Genomic DNA, 25171 nt, shown 5'->3' with positions numbered 1-25171 from the left:
GCCAATGGATCGGGGCGGACCTATCGGTCGTCGGGTCCCGGTTTCCTCAGCAGGCGGCACCGTCGAACGCCAGCAGGTTGCCCTCGGGGATGGCGATCCGCTGGCGACCGCCGGTCAGCAGGGTCGCGGCGCGTCGGGCCTGGAAGCCGCCGTGTTCGCGACGGGCGGTGGAGTAGCTGCTCACGGTACGTGCGGCGATGGCTACCCAGCCGTACCGCTCGCCGACCATGGTGCGGGCCCGGCGGGCCACCCGGCGGGCGAAGACCTCGTCGCCGACGAGCCGGTCGACCGCACCGGCGAGCGCGCCCGGGTCGCTGTGCGGGAAGGTCACCCCGGTGACGCCCGGCTCGACGATCTCGGCCAGCCCGCCGGTGCTCGCCACGGCCAGCGGGGCGCCGGCCGCCGCCGCCTCCAGGGCGATCATGCCGAACGGCTCGTAGAGGCTCGGCACGACCGTCGCGTCGGTGGCGGCGAGCACCGCCGGGAGCTGTCCGGCGTCGAGGAACCCGGCGAACCGGACGCTGTCGCCGACGTGCAGCCGGCGTACCTGGTCGACCAGCTCGTCCTTGTACGGGCCGTCCCCGGCGATCACCACCCGCAGCCCCGGGTGCCGCTCCCGCAGGTGCGGCACGGCGTCCACCAGGTGCTGTACGCCCTTCTCGTAGACCAGCCGACCGGCGTAGCCGACCAGCGGGCCGTCCCCGGCGAACCGGGCGCGGGCCGAGGCGACCGCCCGGGGCCGGGCCCGCCAGGCCCGGTCGTCGACCCCGTTGGGCACCACGTCGACCCGCCCCGCCGGGACGTCGAACAGCCGGCTCACCTGGGCGCGCATGTAACCGGAGCAGGCGATCACCCGGGTCGAGGCGTTGCTGATCCAGTGTTCGACACCGTGGATGGTGCGGTTGAGTTCCCCGGGCAGCCAGCCCTGGTGGCGGCCGGCCTCGGTGGCGTGGATGGTGGTGACCAGCGGCAGGTCGAGGTGCTCGGCCAGGGTTACGGCGGTGTGCCCGACCAGCCAGTCGTGGGCGTGGATCACGTCGTAGTCGGCGGAGTCGGTGGCCCGCAGGGCGGTCCGGGTCAGGGTGTGGTTGAACGCCATCGTCCAGGCCAGCAGGGACCCGGTGGCCAGCGGGAAGGTCACCGGGTCCTCGGGGGCGCGCAGGACGCGGACCCCCTCGGCGTACTCCTGAAGCGGCGCCCCCTCGGCGTGCCGGGTGACCACGGTGACCTCGTGCCCGGCGGCGGCCAGGGCGGTGGCCAGCGCGTGTACGTGCCGGCCGAGGCCGCCGACCAGCACCGGCGGGTACTCCCAGGACAGCATCAGCACCCGCTGGTGCCGGGCGGGGTGGATGTCGATCACGTCGGCGTCAGGTGACATGCGGCCCCCTTCGGGTGGTGTCCTGGGCGCACGCCGGTGGGACACCAGAAGGGTGTCCTCGCTGCGGCCCGGGGTTGGGGCCCATCCTGCCCACCGGTGGATAACCAGCGGAGACGCCGCCGTTGCCGGTGTGTAACGCCTGCCTATCGAACCCGCCTGACCCGCAGCAGCTCGGCCACCGACCACGCCTGGAACGGGCAGCCGGTGGCGGCGTGCGGGGCGGTGGCGTCCGCCGTCTCGCTGACCGAGCCCAGGCCGAATTCCCCCAGGTGTCCGACCAGCCCGACCAGCAGGTCGTCGGTGGGCAGCCCGGCCTTGCGGTACGCCTCGACGAACGGCCCGACCAGCCACGGCCAGACCGTCCCCTGGTGGTACGCGCCGTCCCGCTCCGCCGGGCCACCCCGGTGCCGGGGCGCGAACTCCGGCGAGTCGGGGGCGAGGCTGCGCGGGCCCAGCAGGGTGAACAGCCCGGCGGCCACCCGACGCAGCGCCACCGGGTCCGGCTCCAGCGGGGCGTACGGCAGCGACCAGGCGAGCAGCTGGTTGGGGCGCAGCAGGTCGTCGTCGTGGTGCGCCGCCCCACCCAGCGGGTACGCCGGGGCGGGCGCGTCCACCACGTCGTGCAGCCAGCCCGCCGGGGTGGGGAACCGCTTACCGAACGCGTCCCGGGCCCGGTGGTGCAGCCGCCACAGCTCGGCCGGGTCCTGCCCGGCCAGCTCGGTCAGCTCCGCCAACCCGGCCAGCCCGTTGATCCACAACGCGTTGACCTCGACCGGCTTGCCGGTACGCGGGGTCACCGGCACCCCGTACACCCGGGCGTCCATCCAGGTCAGCGCGGTGCCCGGGGTGCCACCCTGGGTGATCAGCCCGTCGGCCGGGTCGACCGCGATGCCGTACCGGGTGCCGGCCAGGTGTGCCTGCACCACCCCGTGCAGCGCCGGCAGCAGCTCGTCACCCAGGTCGGTGTCGCCGGTGACGGTGACGTGCCGGCTCACCGCGTGCAGGAACCACAGCGTCGCGTCGACCGTGTTGTACTCCACCCGACCCGTGTCGGCGGTGTTCGCCAGCATCCCCTCCGACAGCGTCGCCGCGTACCCCCGCAGCAGCTCCCGCCCCTCGTCGGCCCGCCCGGTGCACAGGAACAACCCCTCGTAGGAGGTCATGGTGTCCCGCGACCAGGCCCCGAACCACGGGTAGCCGGCGACCACGTCCGGGCCGGTGGCGGTGCGCACCACGAACGCGTCGGCGGCCAGCGCCAGGGTGGCGTCCACCGCGTCGGCCGGTTTCGCCGCCGCCACGACCGCCCGGTGCCGTTGCCGGGCCGCCGCCACCACCTGCGTCGCCGGGGGCGGCTCCTCGGCCAGGTCGCCGGCCCAGGCCAGCACCGACACGGTGTCCCCGGGGCGGTCCAGCGCGCCGGAGAACCGCCCGGCGCACCACAGGTCCTCGTCGGGGTGCAGCCCCCGGGCGGCCTCCTCGCGGTGGTGCACGCCCAGCCACCACTGCCCCTCGGGCGTCCAGTCCGGGCCGGTCAGCCGGTATGCGCCCTCGACCACCGCGCCGCCGTCGGCCGGCTCCACCCGGGGCGTCGGACCGTCGGCCCGCCGCTCGCCGTGCGCGTCGCGCCAGGTGCAGGCGGCCGACAGGTCCAGCCGGACCGGGCCGCCGGCCACCAGCCGGTGCACCACCGCCACGGCGGGCCGGCCGTACGTCATGGCCAGTTCCCGCTCGATCACCACCTCGCCGATCCGCCACCGCCAGCGCGGCAGCCCGTCGACCAGGTCGAACCGTTCCAGGAACTCGTAGCCGCGCGGGTCGACCACGCCGGAGTTCCACTCGTGCGCGCCGAGCCGCACCCGGGCCCCGGACGGCAGGACCACCGCCGGGTCCAGGCTGACCAGTCCCACCCGGCGGGCGGCCGGCGTCTCCCCGGCGACCACCAGCAGACCGTGGTAGCGGCGGGTCCGCAACCCGCTCACCGTGCCCGTGGCGTAACCGCCGAGACCGTCGGTGACCAGCCATTCCCGGGTCGCCCCGGTGGCCAGTTCACCGCAGACCCCCGGCCCGAAACCGAACTCGATCAACTTCTTTCCTCCTGTGGCGGCGAGGTGTAACACGCCACGACGACAATGGCCGCTGTGGTCAAGTACCCCGGCGGCGTCGAAAATGTGCAGGTGCTCACCGACAGATCGCCCTCCGACGCCCCGTCCCCCGACGCCGAGCGGCTCCGGCTCGCCCAGGCTGACGCCGGGGAGCAGGACTGGCGAGCATGGGGTCCCTATCTGTCCGAGCGGGCGTGGGGGACGGTACGGGAGGACTACAGCGAACACGGCACGGCGTGGGACTACTTCCCCCACGACCACGCGCGGTCCAGAGCCTACCGGTGGAACGAGGACGGCATGGCGGGCGTCTGCGACGACCGGCAGACGTTCTGCTTCGCGCTGGCGCTGTGGAACGGCGTCGACCCGATCCTCAAGGAGCGGATGTTCGGCCTCGGCGGCGACGGCGGCAACCACGGCGAGGACGCCAAGGAATACTGGTGGTACCTCGACAGCACCCCCACCCACTCGTGGATGCGCTGGCGCTACCACTACCCGCAGGCCGCCTTCCCGTACGACGAGCTGGTCGCCGTGAACGCCCTGCGCGGCCGGGACGAGAACGAGTACGAGCTGGTCGACACCGGCATCTTCGACGACGACAGGTACTGGGCGGTCACCGTCGACTACGCCAAGGCGTCCCCGACGGACATGTGCATCCTGGTCACCGTCGCCAACCGGGCCGACGAGGCGGCCACCCTGCACGTGCTGCCGACGCTGTGGTTCCGCAACACCTGGGCCTGGGGTCCGCCCGGCGCGGACCGGGTGCCCCGGCTGACCGGCGAGGGGGGCCGGCTGGTCGGCGAGCACTGGGTGCTGGGGCAGATCCTGCTGGAGGGCGACGGCGAGCCGGTCCCGCTGCTCTGCGACAACGACACCAACGCCGAGCGGCTGTGGGGGCTGGCCGGTCGCTCGCCGTACCCGAAGGACGGGATCAACGACCACGTGGTGGCCGGCGCGGCCACCGTCAACCCGGACCGGGAGGGCACCAAGGGTGCCCTGCACTACGTGCTGGAGGTGCCGGCCGGCGGGCAACGGCAGATCCGGTTGCGGCTGACCCGGACCGCCCCGCCGCCCGGGGCCGTCGCGCCGCCCCCGGCGGAGTTGGGCGCGGGCTTCGACGCGGTGGTGTGGGCCCGGCGGGCCGAGGCGAACCGCTTCTTCGCCGGGGTGATCCCGGCTGCGGCCAGCGCCGACGAGGCACTGGTGGCCCGGCAGGCGATCGCCGGGCTGATGTGGGGCAAGCAGTTCTACCACTTCGACGTCAAACGGTGGCTCGACGGCGACCCGGGCTCGACGCCGCCGGCCGGCCGCCGCCACGGGCGCAACAGCGCCTGGTGGCACATGACCAGCTTCGACGTGATCTCCATGCCGGACCCGTGGGAATATCCCTGGTACGCCGCCTGGGATCTGGCCTTCCACTGCGTCACCATCGCCCGGGTCGACCCGGGCTTCGCCAAGGCGCAGGTGCTGCTCCTGCTCCGCGAGTGGTACCTGCACCCCAACGGCCAGATCCCGGCGTACGAGTGGGCGTTCGGCGACGTGAACCCGCCGGTGCACGCCTGGGCGGCGCTGAAGGTGTTCGAGATCGACGGCGGGCGCGACCACGAGTTCCTCGCCCGGGTGATGCACAAGCTGCTGCTCAACTTCACCTGGTGGGTCAACCGCAAGGACACCGGCGGCAACAACCTGTTCGAGGGCGGTTTCCTCGGGCTGGACAACGTCGGCCCGTTCGACCGCTCGGCGGCGCTGCCGGTGGCCGGGGTCCTCGAACAGTCCGACGGCACCGGCTGGATGGCGATGTACGCCCTCAACCTGCTGGACATGGCCATCGTGCTGGCCGAGCACGACCGGGCGTACGTGGACACCGCGACGAAGTTCTTCGAACACTTCGCGTACATCGCCGCCGCCGGTTACTCGCAGGGGCTGTGGGACGCCGAGGACGCGTTCTTCTACGACGTGCTGCGCCTCGCCGACGGCAGTCAGGTGCCGCTGAAGGTCCGCTCGGTGGTCGGGTTGCTGCCGTTGGCGGCCACCACCCGGCTCAGCGCCCGTACCCTGCACCGCCTGCCCGAGCTGGGTGCCCGGCTGCGCTGGTTCCTCACCCAACGCCCCGAGTACGCCGACGTGATCGGGGCCCGTCGGCTCGGCCCGGACGGGCGTCAGCAGCGGCTGCTGTCCATGGTCGGCCCGGAGCAGGTGGTCCGGCTGCTGGCCCGGATGCTCGACCCCGACGAGTTCCTCTCCGACTACGGTCTGCGGACGCTGAGCCGGGCGCACCTGGACAAGCCGTTCGCGGTCGACCTGGGCGGGCAGGAGTTCTGCGTCGGCTACGAGCCGGCCGAGTCGACGAGCGGGTTGTTCGGCGGCAACTCCAACTGGCGCGGCCCGATCTGGATGCCGACGAACTTCCTGCTGATCAGCGCGTTGCGTGACTACGCGGCGTTCTTCGGCGACGACCTGCAGGTGGAGTACCCGACCAGGTCGGGGCGCAAGTGCACCCTGGACGAGATCGCCGACGACCTGTCCGTCCGGTTGATCTCACTGTTCACCCGGGACGACTGGGGCCGCCGGCCGATCTACGGGGCGTGTCAGCTGTTCCAGACCCATCCCGACTGGCGGGACCTGATCGCCTTCCCCGAGTATTTCCACGGCGACAACGGCGCCGGGCTCGGGGCCTGGCACCAGACCGGGTGGACGGCGCTGGTGGCCGACCTGATTCTGACCCTGCGCCGGGACAACCCGGATGTGCCGGGCGGGCCGGGCCGCTAACGTGTCCGGGACCGCCCCCGGGCCGGGCGGCCGACCGATCGGGGAGGGGACCAGGGTGGACACGGGTGCGACCGGGTCGACGTCGGGCGGGGGCGCTGCGGTGGCCGGGACGGTCCCGGGTGGGCGCGCGACGACGTTGATCTTCGACGCCGACGACACGCTGTGGGAGAACAACGTCCTGTTCGAGCGGGTGATCGACGACTTCCTGGACTGGCTCGACCACCCGAGCCTCGACCGGGCCCAGATCCGTACCGTGCTCGACGACATCGAGCGGGCCAACGCGGTGGCCCACGGCTACGGCAGCAAGGTCTTCCTGCGCAGCCTCGGCGAGTGCCTGGAGCGGCTGCGGGAACGGCCGGCCACCGCCCGGGAACGCGCGGACATCGACGGGTTGGCCACCGCGCTGGTCAACCACCAGGTCGAGTTGATGCCCGGGGTCGCCGACACCCTCGACGCCCTGGCCACCCGCTACGACCTGCTGCTGCTGACCAAGGGGGACCGGGAGGAGCAGCAACGCAAGCTGGACGCGTGCGGCCTGCTGCACCACTTCACCGCAGCGCACGTCGTGGCCGAGAAGGACGCCGGGACCTACCGGTGGCTGGCCCGGGAACACGGCTTCGCGCCGGCCGACGCGTGGATGATCGGCAACTCCCCGAAGTCGGACATCCTGCCGGCGCGGGCGGCCGGGATGCGGGCGGTGTTCATCCCCAACGAGAACACCTGGGTGCTGGAGAACGACGACCTCGACCCGGCCGACACCGGGGTGATCCGGCTGGCCGCCTTCCCGGATCTGCTCGCCCACTTCTGAGCGCCAACAGCGTCGACCCGGCTGACCGTGTCACGCCGGGATGCCGCAATTCCGCCCCGGCGGGAATCAGCCCCGCAGCCCCCACCTACCTGCTTGCCCGGCCCGGCGACGGGTGCCTAACCTGGGCCCGCGTCCGGCGCCATTCGGGGTGGCCGGGACGCGCCGAAGTCCGACGCCCGGGGCACCGTGGAGCTGAGTGCAGGCGGCCTGGCCCGAGTGTCGGGCCCGACATGGGCGGCCTGCCCCGCCCGTCGTGCTCGCACCGGCGACCACCGCTGCCGGGTCGGACGGCTGGCGGTCAGGGCCGGGGAGTTGCGGACCCGGCCCTGACCCACCGGACCAGCACCCGGCGATCCTCGGGACACCTGGTGTCGTTCGTGGTGCGATCATCTCGGGATGGAAACCACACCCGGCTCGGCACTGGCGACGGGTCGCGGGCGGCCGCTCCCGCCACCGAACCGGGCCTCCCGGCTGACCACCCTGTCCGCCGGGACCCGCCAGGTCGTCATCGTCACCGGCAGCAGCTACTCCACCACGTACGCCACGATGGAGACGTTCCACCAGGCGGGTGGGCGCTGGGTGGCGGTCTCGGCCCCGCTGGCCGCCCGGCTGGGCGCGAAGGGGTTCAGCGACAACCACACCGAGGGGGCGGCGACCACCCCGACCGGGGTCTACTCCTTCGGCCCCACCATGTACGGCATCGCCGCCAACCCGGGCGTGCGCTTCCCCTACCACCGGGTGGTCACCGACGACTGGTGGAACGAGAACCCGAACTCGGCGGCCTACAACACGTTCCAGCACAGCAGCACGAACCCCGGCGGATACAGCGAGGCGTTGTGGCGGGAGGTGCCGGCGTACACCCACTTCGCGGTCATCACCTACAACATGCCGCCGACCGTGCCCAAGCCCGTGCCCAACGCCGGCAGCGGCATCTTCCTGCACGAGTTCAGCAAGGCCGGCGGCGGCCCGACCGCCGGGTGCGTCAGCATGTCGCACGCCGACCTGGTGACCGTGCTGCGCTGGCTGGACCCGAAGCATGCCCCGCGCATCGTGATCTGCCCGGCCCAGAACCTCGGCCGCTACTGATCCCCGTCCGGTGAGGGCTCGGCCGGTGTCGGGCCCTGGCTGGTGGGCTTGACCGGTGTCGGGCCCTGGCCGGTGGAGGCATGGTCGGGTGAGCCCTGGCTGGTGCAGGGCCTTGGTCGGGGTTGAGCTGGCACGCGGTGCGCCGGGGTCAGGCGATCTCGTCCCGGACGATCGCCACCGCCACCCGGCAGAACTCGTCCATGTCGGGCCGGAAACCGGCGGCGATGTCCGGGTGCAGCCCGGACCGGGTCTCGTCGAGCAGCTGCTGGCAGACCTGCTCGACCGGCTCGCCCGCGTAGCCGGCCCGGACCCGGTCGGTGGCGGCCTGGAGGGCCGAGGTCAGCTGATCCTCCAGTGGGCCGCGCAGCTTCTGCTGCACCGGATCGAGCCCTCTCGGGTCGAGCGTGACATGTGGCTCCGACATCGGCGCTCCCTTCGTCGGCGTCCGCGGTACCCCACCGCGGACGTCGGTCAAACCACGGCTGACGCGTCGGCCACCCGGACCTGGTACGAGAAGTCCTCCGCCGGTTCCTCCCGGTACGACAGCCGGCGGATCTGCCGGTCGTCGACGTAGAGGGCGACGTCGACCAGGACCCCGAGATGGGCCAGCCCGATGTTGGCCACCCGCTTCTTGTCCTGGAGCACCGCGCACACCCCGCCCAGCAGGGTGCTGGCGTCGGAGGTGCGGTGCCCGGGTGGGCACCGCAGGATCAGGTCGACCTCGATCGGCCCGGCCAACGGAGTCCAGCCGGTCTGCTGGGCCGCGGCGCAGGCCGCCTCGAGTAGGGCGCGGACCCTCGTCGCCTGCCGATGGCCGGCAGCGAAGATGGACAGCGCCTCGGTTTTCACCGGTGGCAGGCCGCTCACCTCGAACGTCAGGGCGAGAGCGCGGGTGTCCTGTACCACGGGGCACCTCCTCGTTGAGGACGATCCTGCCCGGGCCGGGGGCGCGCAGTGGGAGTTCGCGGGAGAACCCACCGAACGGGCAGGCTGATGTCGGCCGGAGGCGTATCGACTACGACGGCGACGCGCGGCCTGGTGGAGTGAGTGCGTCAACGCTAGTGCACGCGGCATGCCCCGGGACAGCCCACCGCGCCCGCCATCCGGACAGTCGTCGACAAGCCGACGGGCCGCGCGATGCCGGTCGGGACGGGGGCGGCGCGGTTGATCGACTCCTTGGGGTCGATGTTGCGGTGTCCGCCGCACCTCGATACCGCTGTTGCGCCCCACATGAGTCGATCTTGCGCTCGGCACGCTGCGGCCGGCCGGGCCAGGGCAGCGAGGGCGGGTCGGATGGGGGCCGGCCGCGGCCGGGTCAGGGCGGGCCGGGATCGGGGCTGGTCAGGCTGACCGGCGCGGGGCGGCCGGGCCGGGTCGACCAGGCTCCCGGCGGTGCGGGGGAGCCTGGTCGACCGACCTGGTCAGTGCCGCTTGGCGTAGCCGACGAACGCGGTCCAGGCCGTACGGTCGAAGTGCAGGGTGCCGCCCTCGCGGTCCTTGGTGTCGCGCACCAGCACCCGGTCGGGCAGGTTGTCGGCGACCTCGACGCACGATCCGCCGTTGCCGCCGGACCTGGTCGACTTCCGCCACTGCGGGGTCATCATGTCCATGACTTCGCCACTTCCTCGATCAGCTCGTTTGACTGCCGGCGGGGGAGCGTCTCGTTCCGCACGATCTCCCACGTTCTGGCCAGCGTAGCGACATCGGTCGGCGTATCGACGATCTGCGCGGTGAGCTGGTTGTCCGCATGGGCGACCCGCTCGCCGTCGGGCATCTCGGCGATGATGAACTGCCCGGCCAGCCCCAGGTACATGCCGGCGTCGGTCGGCACGATGTGCACCTGGACGTGCTCCTCGGCGGTCAACCGGGCCAGGTGCTCGCACTGCTCGATCATCAGCCCCGGCTGGTCGAGCACCGGCCGGCGCAGCACCGTCTCGTCGATCACGCAGATGAGCTGCGGTGGGCGTTCCCGCCGCAGGATCGCCTGCCGTTCGAGCCGGGACGCCACGATCCGGTCGACGTCCTCCGGGGCGAACCGGCCGCCGGCCAGCGTCGCGCGGGCGTACCGTTCGGTCTGCAACAGGCCCGGCACGTACGCCAGCTCGAACCAGCGCAGCGTGGTCGCCTCCCGTTCGAACTCGATCCACTCCCGCAGCCAGGCGGGCTCGGCGTCGAGCCGGCCCAACCGGTCCAGCATCCGCAGGAAGCGCCCGCCGGTGTCGTGGTGGCCGTCGACGGCCTTCATGAACTCCTTCGTGGGCGCCCGGCCGCCGGTCTCCACCGAGCTGACGTGCGACCCCGAGTAGCCGATGCCCTTACCGAAATCCTCCTGGCTGAGTGCGAGTGACGCCCGGAACAGGCGTAACTCCTCCAACACGTAGTCGGTAGCCGTCCCCATCACACCCCCGGTTCCTGCCCACCGTGGACCGGCGGGTCGCTCGTGGTCGCTCACCCACCCTGCTGAGCTGCGCAGATGACGTGAGCGTGTATCGACAGTATTGGTCCGGTCAGCACACTGTCACCGGTGGCGGGCCCGCTGGCAGCCGGGGAGGGCGGCAGCGGGCCCTGCCCGGGGCCGCTCCCGACACCCCCCGTGCGGGAGCGGCCCATTCCAATCCCAGGTCGATGCGGTCGGCCTCCGGCCACGACGGCCGGGGGCCACCGCGCCCACGATTCGAGGAGGTGGCGGTGATGGTGGTCCGACCGCCGGTCCCGCACGTCGCGATGCGCCCGCTGTGGCGGTGCCGCAACTGTGGCCGGGAGTGGCCCTGCCAGCCGGCCAAGCTCGCCCTGCTCACCGAGTACCGCAGGGACCGCACCGGGCTGCTGGTCTACCTCGGCACCCTGATGCACGAGGCGACCAACCAGCTCGCCCAACTGCACCCCGGGCACCCGCCGGCCCGGATGACCGAACGTTTCCTGACCTGGGCCAGGGCCCGGCGCTGAAACCGCCCGCACGGGCACGACCCGGACACCGGTGACGGCCTGCGCGATGGGCCCGGCCTCACCCGTCCCGACTCCGGTTACCGACAGGTTTCACGACTTCGCAGGTCGGGCAGTGTAGGCGCACGCAACACCCCGGGGCGGCGCGTTTCCGCACTTCACCGGCCCGGTAACGGCTTGCCGTGCACCGGGGCACGGGTTGACCTCCCCGGTTTCGCCGAAGAGAGGGGGAGGGTGATGACGGACCCCGGAACGGCCCGACACCGGCGTCGGCCGGCGCTCCGGGCCGGGGCGGCCGCCGCCGCGCTGGCGCTGGTCGCGCCGCTGGCCGCGTGCGGCACCGACGACGGTGGCGGGGGTACGCCCACGATCAACCTGTACTACCCGCCCGAGCAGAACCTGCAGAAGGTGGTCGACGACTGCAACACCCGGGCCGAGGGGCGCTACAAGATCGCCTACCGGGTGCTGCCCCGGCAGGCCGACGACCAGCGGGTGCAGTTGGTCCGCCGGTTGGCCGCCGAGGACAGCGGGATGGACGTGCTCGGCCTCGACGTGACCTGGACCCAGGAGTTCGCCAGCGCGAAGTGGATCCGGGAGTGGACCGGTCAGGACAAGTCCGAGGTCGAACAGGGCACCCTGGCGGGCCCGCTGGACACCGCCCGCTACGAGGGCAAGCTCTACGGGGCGCCCAAGAACACCAACGTGCAACTGCTCTGGTACCGCAGCGACCTCGTCCCGCAGGCACCCAAGACCTGGGACGACATGATCACCGTCGCCAAGGACCTCAAGGGGCAGGGCAAGCCGTACCAGGTGCTCACCATGGGCGCGCAGTACGAGGGCCTGGTGGTGCTCTACAACACGCTCGCCGAGAGTGCCGGGGGCAAGATCCTCAGCGACGACGGCAAGCAGGCCGTGATGGACGAAGGCACCGTCAAGGCCCTCGACCAGCTCCAGCGCTTCGCCACGTCGGGCGTGACGTCACCGTCGTTCAGCAACTCCACCGAGGATCCGGTCCGGCTGGACTTCCAGTCCGGCAAGGGCGCCTTCCAGGTCAACTGGCCGTTCGTCTACCCGGCGTTGCAGGAGGCCGACCCGGAGCTGGCCAAGAAGGTCAAGTGGGCCCGGGTGCCCGGCATCGACGCGAACACCCCCAGCAAGGTCACCATCGGCGGGGTCAACATGGCGGTCAGCGCCTACTCCAAGCACCCGACGGAGTCCTTCGAGGCGGCGAAGTGCCTCCGGGACGCCAAGAACCAGAAGTTCTCCGCGATCAACGACGGGGTGCCACCGACCATCGAGGCGGTCTACGACGACCCGGAGATGGACGAGGCGTACCCGATGAAGGAGACCATCCTGGAGGAGCTGAAGGAGCCGGCGGTCCGTCCGCTGACCCCCGCGTACCAGAGCATCTCCACGGTGATGTCGGCGATCCTGTCGCCGCCGTCGGCGATCAGGCCGGAGCAGACCGCCAAGGAGCTGCGCGACGCGATTTCCGACGCGCTCCAGTCCAAGGGGGTCCTGCCGTGAGTCGGCGAGCCCCGCTGAGCGAGAACAAGAAGGCCGAGCGGAAACTGGGCTGGCTGCTGTGCGCCCCGGCCGCGCTGGTCATGGTGCTGGTCACCGCGTACCCGATCATCTATTCGGTCTGGTTGTCGTTGCAGCGCTTCGACCTGCGCTTCCCCGACCAGCGCGAGTTCATCGGGCTGGAGAACTACGTCACCGTGCTCAGCAACGAGTTCTGGTGGACCGCGTTCGGGGTGACCATGCTGATCACGGTGGTCACCGTCGCGGTGGAGCTGGTGCTCGGCATGGGGCTGGCCCTGGTCATGCACCGCACCCTGGTCGGCCGGGGCATCGTCCGGACCGCCGCGCTCATCCCCTACGGCATCGTCACGGTCGTCGCCGCGTTCTCCTGGCGGTACGCCTGGACGCCCGGCACCGGCTACCTGGCCAACCTGTTCGACGGCAGCGCGCCACTGACCGAGCGGGCCAGTTCGCTGGCGATCATCATGCTGGCGGAGATCTGGAAGACCACCCCGTTCATGGCCCTGCTGCTGATGGCCGGGCTGGCGCTGGTGCCGGAGGACCTGCTCAAGGCGGCCTCCACCGACGGGGCGACGGCCTGGCAGCGGTTCACCAAGGTGATGCTGCCGGTGATGAAGCCGGCGATCCTGGTCGCCCTGCTGTTCCGCACCCTCGACGCGTTCCGGGTCTTCGACAACATCTTCGTGCTCACCAACGGCGGCAACGAGACCTCGTCGGTGTCGATGCTCGCCTACAACAACCTGATCCGGGGGCTCAACCTCGGCATCGGCTCCACGATGTCCGTGCTGATCTTCATCACGGTGGCGATCATCGCGTTCGTCTTCGTGAAGCTGTTCGGCACCGCTGCCCCGGGCAGCGACGACGGGGAGAGGCGCTGACATGGCCGACACCACCACCCGCGCGAAGCTGCGCTGGGGCCTGATCGACGTCATCGTCGTCGTGTTCGCCCTGGTCCCGGTGCTCTGGATCGCCTCCCTGTCGTTCAAGACCCCGGCCACCCTCACCGACGGCAAGTTCTGGCCCCGGGAGTGGACGCTGGACAACTACCGGAGCATCTTCGACACCGACCAGTTCGTCCGCGCCCTGGCCAACTCGATCGGCATCGCCCTGATCGCCACGCTCATCGCGGTGGTCCTCGGCGCGATGGCCGCGTACGCGATCAGCCGGCTGGACTTCCCCGGCAAGCGCCTGCTGGTCGGGGTGTCCCTGCTGATCGCGATGTTCCCGCAGGTGTCGCTGGTGTCGCCGCTGTTCGAGATCGAACGGCAACTCGGCCTCTTCGACACCTGGCCGGGGCTGATCCTGCCGTACATCACCTTCGCGCTGCCGCTGGCGATCTACACGCTGTCGGCGTTCTTCAAGCAGATCCCGTGGGACCTGGAGAAGGCCGCGAAGATGGACGGCGCGACCCAGGCGCAGGCGTTCCGGCGGGTCATCGCCCCGCTGGCCGCCCCGGGCCTGTTCACCACGGCGATCCTGGTCTTCATCTTCTGCTGGAACGACTTCCTGTTCGCCATCACGCTCACCTCGACCGAGCGGGCCCGTACGGTGCCGGTGGCGCTGTCGTTCTTCACCGGCGAGTCGCAGTTCGAGGACCCCACCGGGGCGATCTGCGCCGCCGCCGTGGTGATCACCATTCCGATCATCCTGTTCGTGCTCTTCTTCCAGCGCCGCATCGTCTCCGGTCTGACCTCCGGCGCAGTCAAGGGATAGGTGACAAAATGGCTGACATCGTGCTGGACAAGGTGAGCAAGAGCTTCCCCGACGGCACCGTCGCGGTGCAGGACGTCGACCTGGAGATCGCCGACGGCGAGTTCGTCATCCTGGTCGGGCCGTCCGGCTGCGGGAAGTCCACCACCCTCAACATGATCGCCGGGCTGGAGGACATCAGCTCCGGTGAGCTGCGCATCGGCGGGCAACGGGTCAACGACAAGGCGCCCCGGGACCGGGACATCGCAATGGTGTTCCAGTCGTACGCGCTCTACCCGAACATGACCGTCCGGGAGAACATGGCGTTCCCGCTGCGGCTGGCCAAGCTGGACAAGGCGACCATCGACCAGAAGGTGGACGAGGCGGCGAAAGTGCTGGAGCTGACCTCGCTGCTCGACCGCAAGCCGGCGAACCTCTCCGGTGGGCAGCGCCAGCGGGTGGCGATGGGCCGGGCGATCGTCCGGCAGCCCAAGGCGTTCCTGATGGACGAGCCACTGTCCAACCTGGATGCCAAGCTGCGGGTGCAGATGCGTACCGTGGTGTCCCGGTTGCAGAAGAAGCTCGGCACCACCACCGTCTACGTGACCCACGACCAGACCGAGGCGATGACCCTCGGCGACCGCGTGGTCATCATGCGGGGTGGCGCGATCCAGCAGGTCGGCCCGCCCCAGGAGCTGTACGACCACCCCCGCAACCTCTTCGTCGCCGGTTTCATCGGCTCCCCGTCGATGAACTTCCTGCACGCCGCCGTGGAGGACGGGAAGCTGCGGACCGCCCTGGGTGACGTGCCGATCGGCGACCGGATCCGCCGCGAGCTGGAGGGGGCCGACGCGCCCAGGGAGCTGATCCTCGGCATCCGCCCCGAGCACTTCGAGGACGCCGAACTGATCGACGACGAGGCGCGGGCCCGGGGCATGGAGTTCACCGCCCCCGCCGACATCGTCGAGTCGATGGGCTCCGACAAGTACGTCTACTTCACCGTCGAGGGGCAGCGGGCCAGCGCCGCCGAGCTGGAGGAGTTGGCCGCCGACGCCGGGGCCGACTTCAGCGGCGGCGGGGGCAACCTGGTGACCCGGCTGTCGGCCGAGTCGCCGGTGCAGGAGGGCGAGGACCGGCGGGTCTGGTTCAACCTGGAGAAGATCCACCTGTTCGACCCGTCGAACGGGCGGAATCTCACCCTGCACGAGGGCCGGTCGGCCGGCACGCTCGGCAACTGATCCCCTCCCGGCCCGGACGTCCGGCCCCAGCGGCGGCGGCCCACCCCGCTGGGGCTGCAGGCCCCGCTGGGACCGCAGCCCCGCTGGGACCGCAGACGCAGCGGCCCGGTGCGGCTGCCCACGAGGCCGGTGACGGCCTGCGCCGTCCGAGCCCAACCTCGGGGCTCGCCGCCACCCGCCCAGCACGGACAGTAACCCAAACGTCCGCCTCGCCCCACCACCTTCGGCCCCTTTGCTCTGCTGCCACCGATGCGACGCTCACTTTCCGCAACTGTCGCGTGGATGGCAGCAGAGCAAAGGGGGCGGGTGGGTGTGGCGGCGGTCGGCGAGGTGTTTCGGTGAATTACCAGTTCAGGGCACATGAGGGTGGGGTTTCTGGCTTCTCGGCAGCCGAGGCGGCCGATTACTGGCAGTAATACTGCCGAGAATTACGCTGAGTTGTCACCGGGGCAAGGTGTTCGGTATGTGTGCGCATCACTGCGGCGCGCAGGAACTACCCAGTCCGTGGTGGCTACCGGGCCCGTGGCGGCTGCCCGGCCCGTGGTGACTACCCGGCCCAGGAGGGCTGCGCGGCCTATGGGGCTGCCCGGCCCAGGCGGACTGTGCGGCCTGTGGGGGCTGTGCGGCGCGGGCGGCGGCCGGGAGTTCCGGCACGAGGGGCTGCGGGATGCGGCGGGCTACCAGGAGAGGTGCAACGGCAGGTCGAGGAAGCGGGCGTAGCCTTCCAACGCCACCCCGACCCGCTGCCTGATCTCCGTGTCCAGCGGGACCAGCGGCTGCACCGTCACGGTGACCCTGGTCCGGGCGAGGCGGCGCTTCCAGGTGCCGACCACCCGGCCGCCGCGCACCACCGTGGACTGGAAGACGCCGTTGCCGCCGGGGATCACCGCCGGCACGTGCGCCGGGTCCACCATCAGGGTGCGGTCCTTGAAGCCCAGCAGATACTCGTCGAAGCCGGGGAGCACGTGGACGTCGTCCACCGGCAGGCGGGGCGCGTCGAGCAACGCCGGGTCGAGGTGCGACTCCACGCCGTCGACGTGCACCACGGCCAACTGCCCGGCGTCGGTGGCGACCGCGATGGCGCGCTTCGCGTCGGCGGCGGTCAGCCCCGTCCAGCCGGTGAAGTCCCGCCGGGTCGTCGGCCCGTGACTGCGGAAGTAGCGCCGGGCCAGGATGCCCAGCGCCTCGTCGCGCTCGGGCCGGTGCGGGTCGGGGGCCCACTCGTCGAGTAGCGCGAAGGTCTGCTCGGTGCCCACGTGCGGGGCGATGCAGGTGACACCCCGTTGGCTGGCGTACCAGAGCAGGTGGTAGGCGCGCTGGCCGGTGGTGTCGATGCCGGCGGCGGCGAGTGTGGCCAGGCACTGGGCGCGGGTCAACCGGCCGCCGCCGGCCAGCGCCGCGCCGAGCACGTCGGCGGCCCGGTCGGCGTCTGCCTCGGTCAGCCCGATCGTGGCCCGGCGGGCCGGTGCCCCGGCCAGGGCGCGTACCCCGGTCAGCTCCAGCATCCAGCGGGCGTCGCGGCAGGGGACCAGGTGCACGGTGCCCCGCATCGGCCAGGTGCGCAGCGCCTCGCGTCGTTCCAGGGCGGCGCGTACGTCGGCCTCGGTGTGACCGGGCAGCCGCAGGCCCAGCGACCACAGGCCGCTCGCCGCGTCCTGGGCCTGCATGGCACCGAACCACTCCACCACCCCGGCCACGTCCACCGGCCGGCCACCCGGGTGCTCCCGCAGGCCCAGCGCGGTCATCCGCAACGTCAGCGCCTCGCCGCCGGTCAGCTCCACCATGCGGCCAGCATAGGAGCGACCCCCGACGTCGGCCGGCACACCCGGACCGGACCGCCACCGCGGGGCGCGCAGCGCGGTGGTCATGTGGGTGGAGACCCCTGATCGCGCTACGCCGGTTGCCGAACCGGCGGAGCGCGATCCCCCGTGCAGGTCCCCCCGAACCCCGAGGGTGGCCCCCACCCCGGCGTCCGTGCCCCCAGGATCGCGTTCCCGTCCGTGCGTGGGAGCGTTCCCGGGCGGAACTTGCGGAAATCTTGAGCTGCGGCCGAAACTCCCGGTGTCGCCGGCCGGTCTAGTCGAGCCGGCGGTGCATCACCAGCAGGTCGACCAGGCCGAGGTCGGGATGGCGGAAACCCTCCGGGACCCGGCCGACCACGGCGAATCCCAGCGACTGCCACAGCGCCACCGCCCGGGTGTTGCTGGCCACGACCGCGTTGAACTGCATCGCCCGGTAGCCGTCGCGCCGGGCCAGCTCCAGCACGTACACCCCGAGGGCCCGGCCGACGCCGCGACCCGCCGCCGTCGGCGCGACCATGAAGCTGGCGTTGGCCACGTGGTCGCCCGGCCCTTCCTGGTTGGCGACCAGCTTCGCCGTCCCCAGGACCGTCCCGTCGTCGTCCACCGCGACCACCGTCCGACCGGGTGGGACGACCAACCACCGTCGGCGGGCGTCGTCCGCACTCACGTCACGCGGCCAGGTGTACGTCTGCCCTGCGGCGACGATCTCGCGCAGGAAGGACCAGATCGCGGGCCAGTCCCCGGCGGTGGCGGCGCGCAGCTGCATGTCCGGATCATGCCACGCGGGAACGTTTGACCCGGCAACCACCGGGTAGTCGCGGGAGCTGACCCGAACCGAGGAGGACACAGGAATGGACGGCCAGGTCAAGGTAGCGGTCATCTACTACAGCGCGACCGGCATCACCTACCAGATGGCGCAGGCGGCCTGTGAGGCCGCCGGTGAGGCGGGAGCCGAGGTGCGCCTGCGCAAGGTGCGGGAGTTGGCGCCCGACGAGGCGATCCGCTCGAACGCGGGCTGGCAGGCGCACCGGCTGGAGACCCAGGACGTGATGGAGGCCGAGATCGACGATCTGGCCTGGGCCGACGTGGTGATCTTCGGTAGCCCCACCCGGTACGGCATGATCGCCGCCCAGCTCAAGCAGTTCATCGACACCACCGGCCCGCTCTGGGCCAACGGTGCGCTGGCCGACAAGGTCTACAGCGGCTTCACCTCCACCGCCACCTCGCACGGCGGGCAGGAGTCGACCCTGCTGTCGCTGTTCACGATCTTCTACCACTGGGGTGGTGTGGTGGTCACCCCCGGCTACACCGACCCGAGTCAGTTCGTCGCCGGCAACCCGTACGGCGCGTCGCACACCAGCAACAACGGGGAGATCGCCCCAGACCACGTGGCGCTCGCGGCCACCGCGCTGACCGCCAAGCGGGCGGTCCGCATCGGCGCCGCCGTCAAGCGCGGCCTGGCCGGCTGAGCCCCGGCGGACCAGACCGAGCCGGCGGACCAGGTCGACCCGCCGGACCGGACCGGCGGGTGGGGCAGTGCCGGCGGGTGGGCGGTGGATCGGACGGGTCGCCAGCACCGTCCGATCCACCGCCCACCGCCGCACTACCCGCCCACCGGGTCGCCGTGCGCCGCCAGCGCCGGCCGGGCCAGGAGTTGACCCAGCAGCTCGGCCAGGACCGCCAGGCCGTCCCGGCTGAGCACCGACTCCGGATGGAACTGCACCCCGGCGAAGGTCGTCCCACGCAGCGCGTGCACCGACCCGTCGGCCGGGTCCCGGGCCAGCTCCACCGGGCCGTACGGCGAGCCGATCCGGTCGGTGGCCGCCCGGGCGGTGAACGTCGAGTAGAAACCCACCCGACGTGGCACCCCGAACAGCGACACCTGCCGTTGCAGGCCCTGGTAGGGCGCGGCCCGGCGGTGCAGCGTCAATCCGAGCAGCCCGCTGAGCAGCTGGTGACCCAGGCACACCGCCAGGGTGGGCCGGTCCGCGTCCAGCCGCCGGGTCAGCAGCCCGCGCAGGGCCGCCATCTTCGGGTCGTCGACCGCGCCCGGGTCACCCGGTCCGGGGCCGACCACCACCAGGTCGTATCCGTCGGTGCGGCCGGGGGTGTGCCAGGGCCGCACGTCCACCGTCAGGCCCAGCGCCCGCAACTGGTGGGCGAGCATTCCGGTGAAGGTGTCCTCCCCGTCGACCACCAGCGCCCGCCGGCCCGCCGCCCCGGGCAGCACCACCGCGCCGGGGGCCCGCTGGTCGAGCCAGAACCGGGCCAGCGGGTCGTTGCGGGCGGCGAGCACCGCCCGTACCTGCGGATCGTCGGCCCACCGCACCGGCGGGTACGCACCGACCGTCGCCGCCTGCGGGCCCAGCCCCAACGCGGCGAGCACCCCGGCGGCCTTGGCGTGCGTCTCGGCGACCTCACCGGCGGCGGTGGAGTGCCGCACCAGGGTCGCCCCGACCGGCACCCGCAGCCGCCCGGCGGGGGAGATCTCGGCGGTCCGGATCAGGATCGGCGCGTCCAACGTCTGCCGGCCCTCGGCGTCGCGGCCCAGCAGCGCCAGCACCCCGGAGTAGTACCGCCGGCCGGTAGGTTCGTGCCGGGCGATCACCCGGCAGGCGTTCTGCATCGGGCTGCCGGTCACCGTCGGGGCGAACATCGTCTCGCGCAGCACCTCCCGGACGTCGCGGGTGCCCCGACCGGCCAGCAGGTACTCGGTGTGCGCCAGGTGCGACATCTCCTTGAGGTACGGCCCGACCACCTGCCCGCCGTGCTCGGCCACCCCGGCCATCATCTTCAGTTCCTCGTCGAGGACCATGTACAGCTCCTCGACCTCCTTCGGGTCGTGCAGGAACCGCAGCAGCGCGTCCCGGTCGGCGGCCGTCCCGGTGTGCCGGAAGGTGCCGCTGATCGGGTTCATCATGACCAGGCCGTCGTCGACGCTGACGTGCCGTTCCGGGCTCGCGCCGACCAGGGTCCGGGTGCCGGTGTGCACCAGGAACGTCCAGTACGCGCCCCGCTCGTCGCGTAGCAGCCGGCCCAGCGCCACCAGCGCGGCACCCAACGGGGTGCCGCGTACGGTGGCGTGCAGAGTGCGGTGGATGACGAAGTTCGCCCCCTCGCCCCGGCCGATCTCCTCGGCCAGCACCCGGTCGACGATCCGGGCGTACTCGTCGTCGTCGACGTCGAAGGCGGCGTCGCGGGTGACCACCGGTCCGGTCGGCAGGGCGGCGAGCAGGTCGGCCAGCGGCAACGCGACGTGCGACTCGACGGTCAGGTACTCCAGCGGGACGCCGTCGTCCACACACGCGAAGCCCCGTTCGGCGATCTGCCGGTAGGGCACCAGCGCCAGCGTCCGGGGGCCCGGACCGCCCTCGGGCAGCGGCAGTTCGGCGAGGTGGTCGGCGACGCCCACCGGGCCGGTGAACAGGTCGACGTGGTCGACGCCGTCGCGGCGGACCAGCGCGAACGGGCCGGGGTCCCCGCCGTCGGCGAGGACGGCGAGCAGGTCGTACGGGTGGTTCATCGGGTTCTCCTCGTCGGCCGGGCCGCCTCGTCGTCGGGCGGCCCCGGTGCCGGGGAGATAACCGTCGGCCGCCTCGTCGGGGCGGCCGCGTGAGAGCTACGCGCGGGGGATGGCCGCCGGGTCGGCGGGCCACCAGCAGGTCAGGTGCGCGAGCATGCCCCCACCCTAGGCGGTGCGGGGACGACGGGGAAGGGCGTTCCCACCCGCAGCTGCGGGTAGCGTGATCCGCGATGAACATTCTCGCCCTCGACCTGGGCACCTCCTCGGTACGGGGACTGGTGCTCGACGCCGACGCCGACCCGCTGCCGGAAGCGTTGGCCCGCCGCAAGGTGCACCTGTCGGTCACCGGGGACGGCGCCGGCACCCTGGACGCCGCCGCCTACCTGGCCGGCCTGACCGAGTGTCTGGACGAGTTGGCCGCCGCCGGCCACCTGCGCGACGTGGGCCTGGTTGCGGTCTGCGCGCAGTGGCACTCGGTGCTGCCCCTGGACCGGGCCGGTGACCCGCTCGGCCCGGTCCTGACCTGGCTGGACACCCGGCCCGCAGCCGCCCCCGGCGCGAGCGGTCCGGCCGATCCGCAGGACTTCCACCGTCGTACCGGGGCGTGGTGGCATCGCTGTTACTGGTCGGTGCGGCTGCCCTGGCTGCGGGAACGCACGACCGGCGTGACCCGGTTCGCCGGCCTGGTCGAGTACGTCCTCGGCCAGTTGCTCGTCGACGCGCCGATGTCGGTGTCGATGGCGTCCGGCACCGGCCTGCTCGACCTGCGCCGCCTCGACTGGGACGACGAGGCCGTCGCGTTGGCCGGGGTCCGCCCGGGTGAGCTTCCCGAGTTGGCCCCGATGGGCTGGCACGGTCGGCTGCGGGCCGGGCACGCCCGGCGGTGGCCGCAACTCGCCGCGGCGGACTGGGCCGCGCCGGTCGGTGACGGGGCCGCCTCCAACGTCGGCTCGGGCTGCGTGGACCCCCGCCGGGCGGCGGTCACCGTCGGCACCTCCGCCGCGGTACGGCTGGTCCAGCGGGTCCCGGCAGGGACGGCGTTGCCGCCCCTGCCCGCGTCGCTGTGGCGCTATCGGGTGGACCACGAGCACGTGGTGACCGGTGCGGCCTACTCGTCCGGCGGGAACCTGTTCGCCTGGGCGAACCGGGAACTGCGGCTGCCCGAGGGGGCCGAACTCGACGCGGCGCTGGCCCGGGTGGCGCCGGACGGCGTGCTCGCCGCGAACCCCCGGCTGGGTGGGGACCGGCCGCCCGGTCTGGCCCCGGCCGGCTCCGGTGAGCTGCACGGACTCAGCTTCTCCAGCACCGGGGTGGACATTCTCGCCGGGCTGATGACCGGGCTGTGCCGGATGGTCGCCGACGACCTCGCCGTGCTGGAGTCCGGTGTCGACGCACCCGTCGAGGTGGTGCTCGGCGGGGGAGCGGTGACCGCCTCCGCGTGGTGGCGTACGGCGTTCGCCGCCGCGCTCGCCCCGCGACCGGTCCGGCACCGCGCCGAGCGGGAGATCGGGGCAACCGGGGCCGCGCTGGTCGCGCTGGGTCGGGTGCCCGACGCGGACCGGCTCGCCGGCACCGGCCGTACGGAGGAGGACCCCTCGCCGACCTCGACCGTCGGGTCCGGCACGTCCGCCCGGTCGGATGCCCCGTCGACCCGTTGACACCGGTGTCTGGCCTGGTTGGATGGACCGGGCCACCCGTCGTGGGGACGGGGACCGAGGAGGCGAGACGTGGACGCAGGTCCCGACCCGACACCGAGCGCGGAGTCGCCGGGTCGGAACCGGTTCGACGAGCGGGTCGTGCCGCACCGGCGGCGTTCGCCGCTGCGGCTGCGGGACTGGCGGATGCGGACCAAGCTCGCCACCGTCCTGGTCATCCCGTCGGTGGCCTTCCTGGTGCTGGCCGGGGTGCAGACGGCGGGGCTGGTCGGGCGGACCACCGCGCTGAACGACTTCGCCCGGCAGGTCGGCATCGGCCAGCAGATCACCACCGTGGTGGACCGGCTCCAGCAGGAACGGGACCGCACCGCCGGTGAACTGGCGGCCCTGCGCCGCGCGGGCAACGCCGCCGACCGGGACGCCGCGCAGCTCGCCCTGCGGCCGTTGCACTCCGCCACCGACACGGCCATCGGTGCGTTGCGCGAGGCGGCCGGCCCGCTGGCCGACTCCGACGCCGCCTGGCAGGTCGCCTACGCCGAGGCGTTGGAGGCGTACGACCAGGTGGTCTACATCCGGGCGGCGGTGCCGCCGGCGGTGCTGAGCAGCGACACCATCCTGGGCAACTACCACCGGGCGGTGGAGGCGCTGCTCGGCCTGCTCGCCGAGCCCAACCCCGGGCCGGAGCGTCCGGAGTTGACCGACGCGGTGCTGCGTTACGTGCAGCTGGCCCGGGTCAAGGAGCTGTCGTCGCGGATCCGGGCCCAGCTGTACGCCGCCGGCCGGGCCGGCCGGTACGGCCTGGAGGACCAGGTGAACCTGACCGACCTGCGGGCCCAGCAGTTGGCCGCGTTGGGCGCGTTCCGGGTCGCCGCGACCACCGGCCAGATCCAGGCGTACGACCGGACCTCCCGGCAGGGGGCGTTCGTCGACGCCACCCGGTTGGAGGAGAAGAGCATCACCACCGGCGGCACCGCCCTGCCCGCGGTGTTGCCCGCGAACCAGTGGTGGACGGTCAGCGAGCAGCGGCAGGCGCTGCTGCGGCAGCTGGAGACCCGGGTCCTCGACGACGCGGTGGTCCGGGCCGACGAGGTCAGCGGCGCCCAGTTGCGCACCACCCTGCTGGTGCTCGGTGGCATCGTGGTGGTGCTCGCCCTGGCGGTGCTGCTGGCCGTGCTGATCGGTCGGTCGATCGCGAACTCGATGCAGCGGCTGCGTGACCAGGCACTACGGATCGCCCAGGTCGAACTCCCGCACGCCCTGGACCGGCTGCGGGCCGTCGACGGCGGGGTGCCGAGGATCGACGTGCCGCCCGCCGTGGTGCGGTCCCTGGACGAGATCGGCGAGCTGGCCGAGGCGTTTGTGGCGGTGCACCGCAGCGCGGTCAGCGTCGCCGTGGAGCAGGCGGAGACCCGCCGTACCGTCAATGCGATGTTCGTGAACCTGGCCCGGCGCAGCCAGGTGCTGGTGGAGCGGCAACTGGAGCTGCTCGACGACCTGGAACGGGAGGAGGCCGACCCGGACCAGCTGGAGAACCTGTTCAAACTGGACCATCTGGCCGCCCGGATGCGCCGTAACGACGAGAGCCTGCTGGTGCTCGCCGGCACCGAGTCCACCCGCCGGTGGAACCGGCCGGTGCGGTTGGGTGCGGTGCTGCTCGCGGCGAGCGCCGAGATCGAGCAGTACCAGCGGGTCCGCCACGAGTCGGTGGCCGACCTCTACGTGGTCGGGCACGCCGTCGGTGAGCTGGTCCACCTGATGGCGGAGCTGCTGGAGAACGCGACTGCCTTCTCCCGGCCGGACACCGCGGTCCGGGTGAGCGCGTGGGCCGAGGGCGGCGGTGCGGTGGTGGAGGTCGCCGACGCCGGTCTCGGCATGAGCCCGGCGGCGTTGGCGCAGGCCAACGCGGTGTTGGCGGCACCACCGGCGGCGGACGTGGCGGCCATCGAGCGGATGGGTCACTTCGTGGTCAGCCACCTGGCCGCACGGCACGGCGTCGGGGTGCAGCTGGCCGCCCCGGGGCAGGGGCTGGTGGCGCGGATCGCGTTGCCGGCGAGCCTGCTCGCGCCGGCGCCCGCCGTGGAGCTGGACATGCCGGTCGGGCAGCGGGCCCTCACCACCGCGGTCACCGCCGCGCCCCGTCCCGTCGGGGCGTCGCGCCAGCCCGGTGCGGTCCACCCGGTCGACCTGCCGGTGGCCGGCCGGCCACCGCAGCAGTGGCCGGGGGTGCCGCAGCAGCGGCCCGACGCGCCGGCCCCGTTGCCGGTCCGCGCCGCGGACGTGCTGGCGCCGGTCGCTGCGCCCCCGGCCGACACCGGTGGCGGCTGGTGGTCCCGGCAGGGTCCGGCCCCGTCGTCGCCGGTGTCGCTGGGGGAGAGCACGCCGGCGCCGCCGCTCGTCCCGGTCACCGGCGGCACCAACGACCGGGGGCTGCCGGTGCGGGTGCCGATGGCCCAGCTGACCTCGGTGACGGAGCCGGCCCGGCCGGCGGCCCGGGTACGCGAGGACCTGGACCCGGAGGCGGTGGGCGGGATGCTGTCCCGGCTCTACAGCGGCGTGCGCCGTGCCGAGGCCGAGGAGACCACCGAGTTAATCTTGCCGCCGGGTGTGCGCAGCGAAGGAGGACGACAGTGATGACG

Annotated in this window: 20 protein-coding genes; 11 read left to right on the top strand and 9 right to left on the bottom strand. The window is 72.6% G+C overall.

Annotation, left to right across the window (positions count from 1 at the left end):
- Positions 1-46: 46 nt before the first annotated feature.
- The gene (locus tag AB0C22_RS24100) at positions 47-1378 is read right to left on the bottom strand and encodes a glycosyltransferase family 4 protein (RefSeq protein WP_219463620.1); all 1332 of its coding nucleotides are present in this window, start codon (positions 1376-1378) and stop codon (positions 47-49) included.
- A 143-nt stretch (positions 1379-1521) separates the two neighbouring features.
- A complete protein-coding gene (locus AB0C22_RS24095) occupies positions 1522-3462 on the bottom strand; it encodes an amylo-alpha-1,6-glucosidase (protein ID WP_357537149.1) in 1941 nt (646 codons plus the stop codon).
- Between the two features lie 45 nt (positions 3463-3507).
- On the opposite strand from AB0C22_RS24095, the gene AB0C22_RS24090 reads away from it, so the two are divergent.
- The 3 genes from AB0C22_RS24090 (at position 3508) to AB0C22_RS24080 (ending at position 8140) form a co-directional block, all read left to right on the top strand.
- Positions 3508-6246, top strand: a complete 2739-nt coding sequence (locus AB0C22_RS24090; protein ID WP_219463618.1) for a glucosidase — start codon at positions 3508-3510, stop codon at positions 6244-6246.
- A 136-nt stretch (positions 6247-6382) separates the two neighbouring features.
- Positions 6383-7054 carry an HAD family hydrolase gene (locus AB0C22_RS24085; protein ID WP_255598388.1) on the top strand — a complete coding sequence of 224 codons (672 nt, stop codon included), beginning with the start codon at positions 6383-6385 and terminating at the stop codon, positions 7052-7054.
- A 396-nt stretch (positions 7055-7450) separates the two neighbouring features.
- Positions 7451-8140 (top strand): L,D-transpeptidase family protein, encoded by a 690-nt coding sequence (locus AB0C22_RS24080; RefSeq protein WP_357537147.1) that lies wholly within the window; start codon positions 7451-7453, stop codon positions 8138-8140.
- A 148-nt stretch (positions 8141-8288) separates the two neighbouring features.
- Here AB0C22_RS24080 and AB0C22_RS24075 read toward each other — a convergent pair whose 3' ends face one another.
- The 4 genes from AB0C22_RS24075 to AB0C22_RS24060 all read right to left on the bottom strand — a co-directional run bounded on the left by AB0C22_RS24075 (position 8289) and on the right by AB0C22_RS24060 (position 10538).
- A complete protein-coding gene (locus AB0C22_RS24075; RefSeq protein WP_208569779.1) occupies positions 8289-8564 on the bottom strand; it encodes a hypothetical protein in 276 nt (91 codons plus the stop codon).
- A gap of 47 nt (positions 8565-8611) precedes the next feature.
- The gene (locus AB0C22_RS24070) at positions 8612-9046 is read right to left on the bottom strand and encodes a hypothetical protein (RefSeq protein WP_357537145.1); all 435 of its coding nucleotides are present in this window, start codon (positions 9044-9046) and stop codon (positions 8612-8614) included.
- A gap of 515 nt (positions 9047-9561) precedes the next feature.
- Positions 9562-9744: a DUF397 domain-containing protein gene (locus AB0C22_RS24065; protein ID WP_204926244.1), complete on the bottom strand. Its 183-nt coding sequence runs from the start codon at positions 9742-9744 to the stop codon at positions 9562-9564.
- Positions 9741-10538 (bottom strand): helix-turn-helix transcriptional regulator, encoded by a 798-nt coding sequence (locus AB0C22_RS24060; RefSeq protein WP_357537144.1) that lies wholly within the window; start codon positions 10536-10538, stop codon positions 9741-9743. Before AB0C22_RS24060 ends, AB0C22_RS24065 begins: the two co-directional genes overlap by 4 nt.
- A 293-nt stretch (positions 10539-10831) precedes the next feature.
- Here AB0C22_RS24060 and AB0C22_RS24055 point away from each other — a divergent pair, with 293 nt between their 5' ends.
- The 5 genes from AB0C22_RS24055 to ugpC all read left to right on the top strand — a co-directional run bounded on the left by AB0C22_RS24055 (position 10832) and on the right by ugpC (position 15555).
- The gene (locus tag AB0C22_RS24055; RefSeq protein ID WP_357537142.1) at positions 10832-11086 is read left to right on the top strand and encodes a flavin reductase; all 255 of its coding nucleotides are present in this window, start codon (positions 10832-10834) and stop codon (positions 11084-11086) included.
- A 234-nt stretch (positions 11087-11320) separates the two neighbouring features.
- Positions 11321-12610 (top strand): ABC transporter substrate-binding protein, encoded by a 1290-nt coding sequence (locus tag AB0C22_RS24050; RefSeq protein WP_357537140.1) that lies wholly within the window; start codon positions 11321-11323, stop codon positions 12608-12610.
- Complete coding sequence (locus AB0C22_RS24045) at positions 12607-13506, top strand: sugar ABC transporter permease (RefSeq protein ID WP_067308257.1); 900 nt, start codon at positions 12607-12609, stop codon at positions 13504-13506. The genes AB0C22_RS24050 and AB0C22_RS24045 overlap by 4 nt, the downstream gene beginning before the upstream one ends.
- Before the next feature lies 1 nt (position 13507).
- Entirely contained in the window at positions 13508-14341 is an 834-nt protein-coding gene (locus AB0C22_RS24040; protein WP_357537138.1) for a carbohydrate ABC transporter permease, read from the top strand.
- Positions 14342-14349: 8 nt separating this feature from the next.
- Positions 14350-15555: a sn-glycerol-3-phosphate ABC transporter ATP-binding protein UgpC gene (gene ugpC / locus AB0C22_RS24035; RefSeq protein ID WP_219463600.1), complete on the top strand. Its 1206-nt coding sequence runs from the start codon at positions 14350-14352 to the stop codon at positions 15553-15555.
- Between the two features lie 677 nt (positions 15556-16232).
- On the opposite strand, the gene AB0C22_RS24030 is transcribed toward ugpC, so the two are convergent.
- Positions 16233-17339: a winged helix DNA-binding domain-containing protein gene (locus AB0C22_RS24030; protein ID WP_357537136.1), complete on the bottom strand. Its 1107-nt coding sequence runs from the start codon at positions 17337-17339 to the stop codon at positions 16233-16235.
- A 292-nt stretch (positions 17340-17631) separates the two neighbouring features.
- Positions 17632-18123 (bottom strand): GNAT family N-acetyltransferase, encoded by a 492-nt coding sequence (locus AB0C22_RS24025; RefSeq protein ID WP_219463596.1) that lies wholly within the window; start codon positions 18121-18123, stop codon positions 17632-17634.
- Between the two features lie 85 nt (positions 18124-18208).
- Between AB0C22_RS24025 and wrbA the strand changes: the two genes are divergently transcribed.
- The gene (gene wrbA, locus AB0C22_RS24020; RefSeq protein WP_208569787.1) at positions 18209-18826 is read left to right on the top strand and encodes an NAD(P)H:quinone oxidoreductase; all 618 of its coding nucleotides are present in this window, start codon (positions 18209-18211) and stop codon (positions 18824-18826) included.
- A 134-nt stretch (positions 18827-18960) separates the two neighbouring features.
- Here wrbA and AB0C22_RS24015 read toward each other — a convergent pair whose 3' ends face one another.
- Positions 18961-20880, bottom strand: coding sequence for a chorismate-binding protein (locus AB0C22_RS24015; protein ID WP_357537134.1), 1920 nt, complete (start codon positions 20878-20880; stop codon positions 18961-18963).
- Between the two features lie 230 nt (positions 20881-21110).
- Here AB0C22_RS24015 and AB0C22_RS24010 point away from each other — a divergent pair, with 230 nt between their 5' ends.
- Positions 21111-22538, top strand: coding sequence for an FGGY family carbohydrate kinase (locus AB0C22_RS24010; RefSeq protein ID WP_357537132.1), 1428 nt, complete (start codon positions 21111-21113; stop codon positions 22536-22538).
- 69 nt (positions 22539-22607) lie between these two features.
- Positions 22608-25166 (top strand): nitrate- and nitrite sensing domain-containing protein, encoded by a 2559-nt coding sequence (locus AB0C22_RS24005; RefSeq protein ID WP_357537130.1) that lies wholly within the window; start codon positions 22608-22610, stop codon positions 25164-25166.
- Positions 25167-25171: the final 5 nt, after the last annotated feature.

It is taken from the genome of Micromonospora sp. NPDC048894 (genome assembly GCF_040649765.1).
In the GTDB taxonomy this organism is placed as follows: Bacteria; Actinomycetota; Actinomycetes; order Mycobacteriales; family Micromonosporaceae; genus Micromonospora; species Micromonospora antibiotica.
Note: the sequence above shows the minus strand (reverse complement) of the source record. Positions and strands in the feature narration are given on the sequence as shown.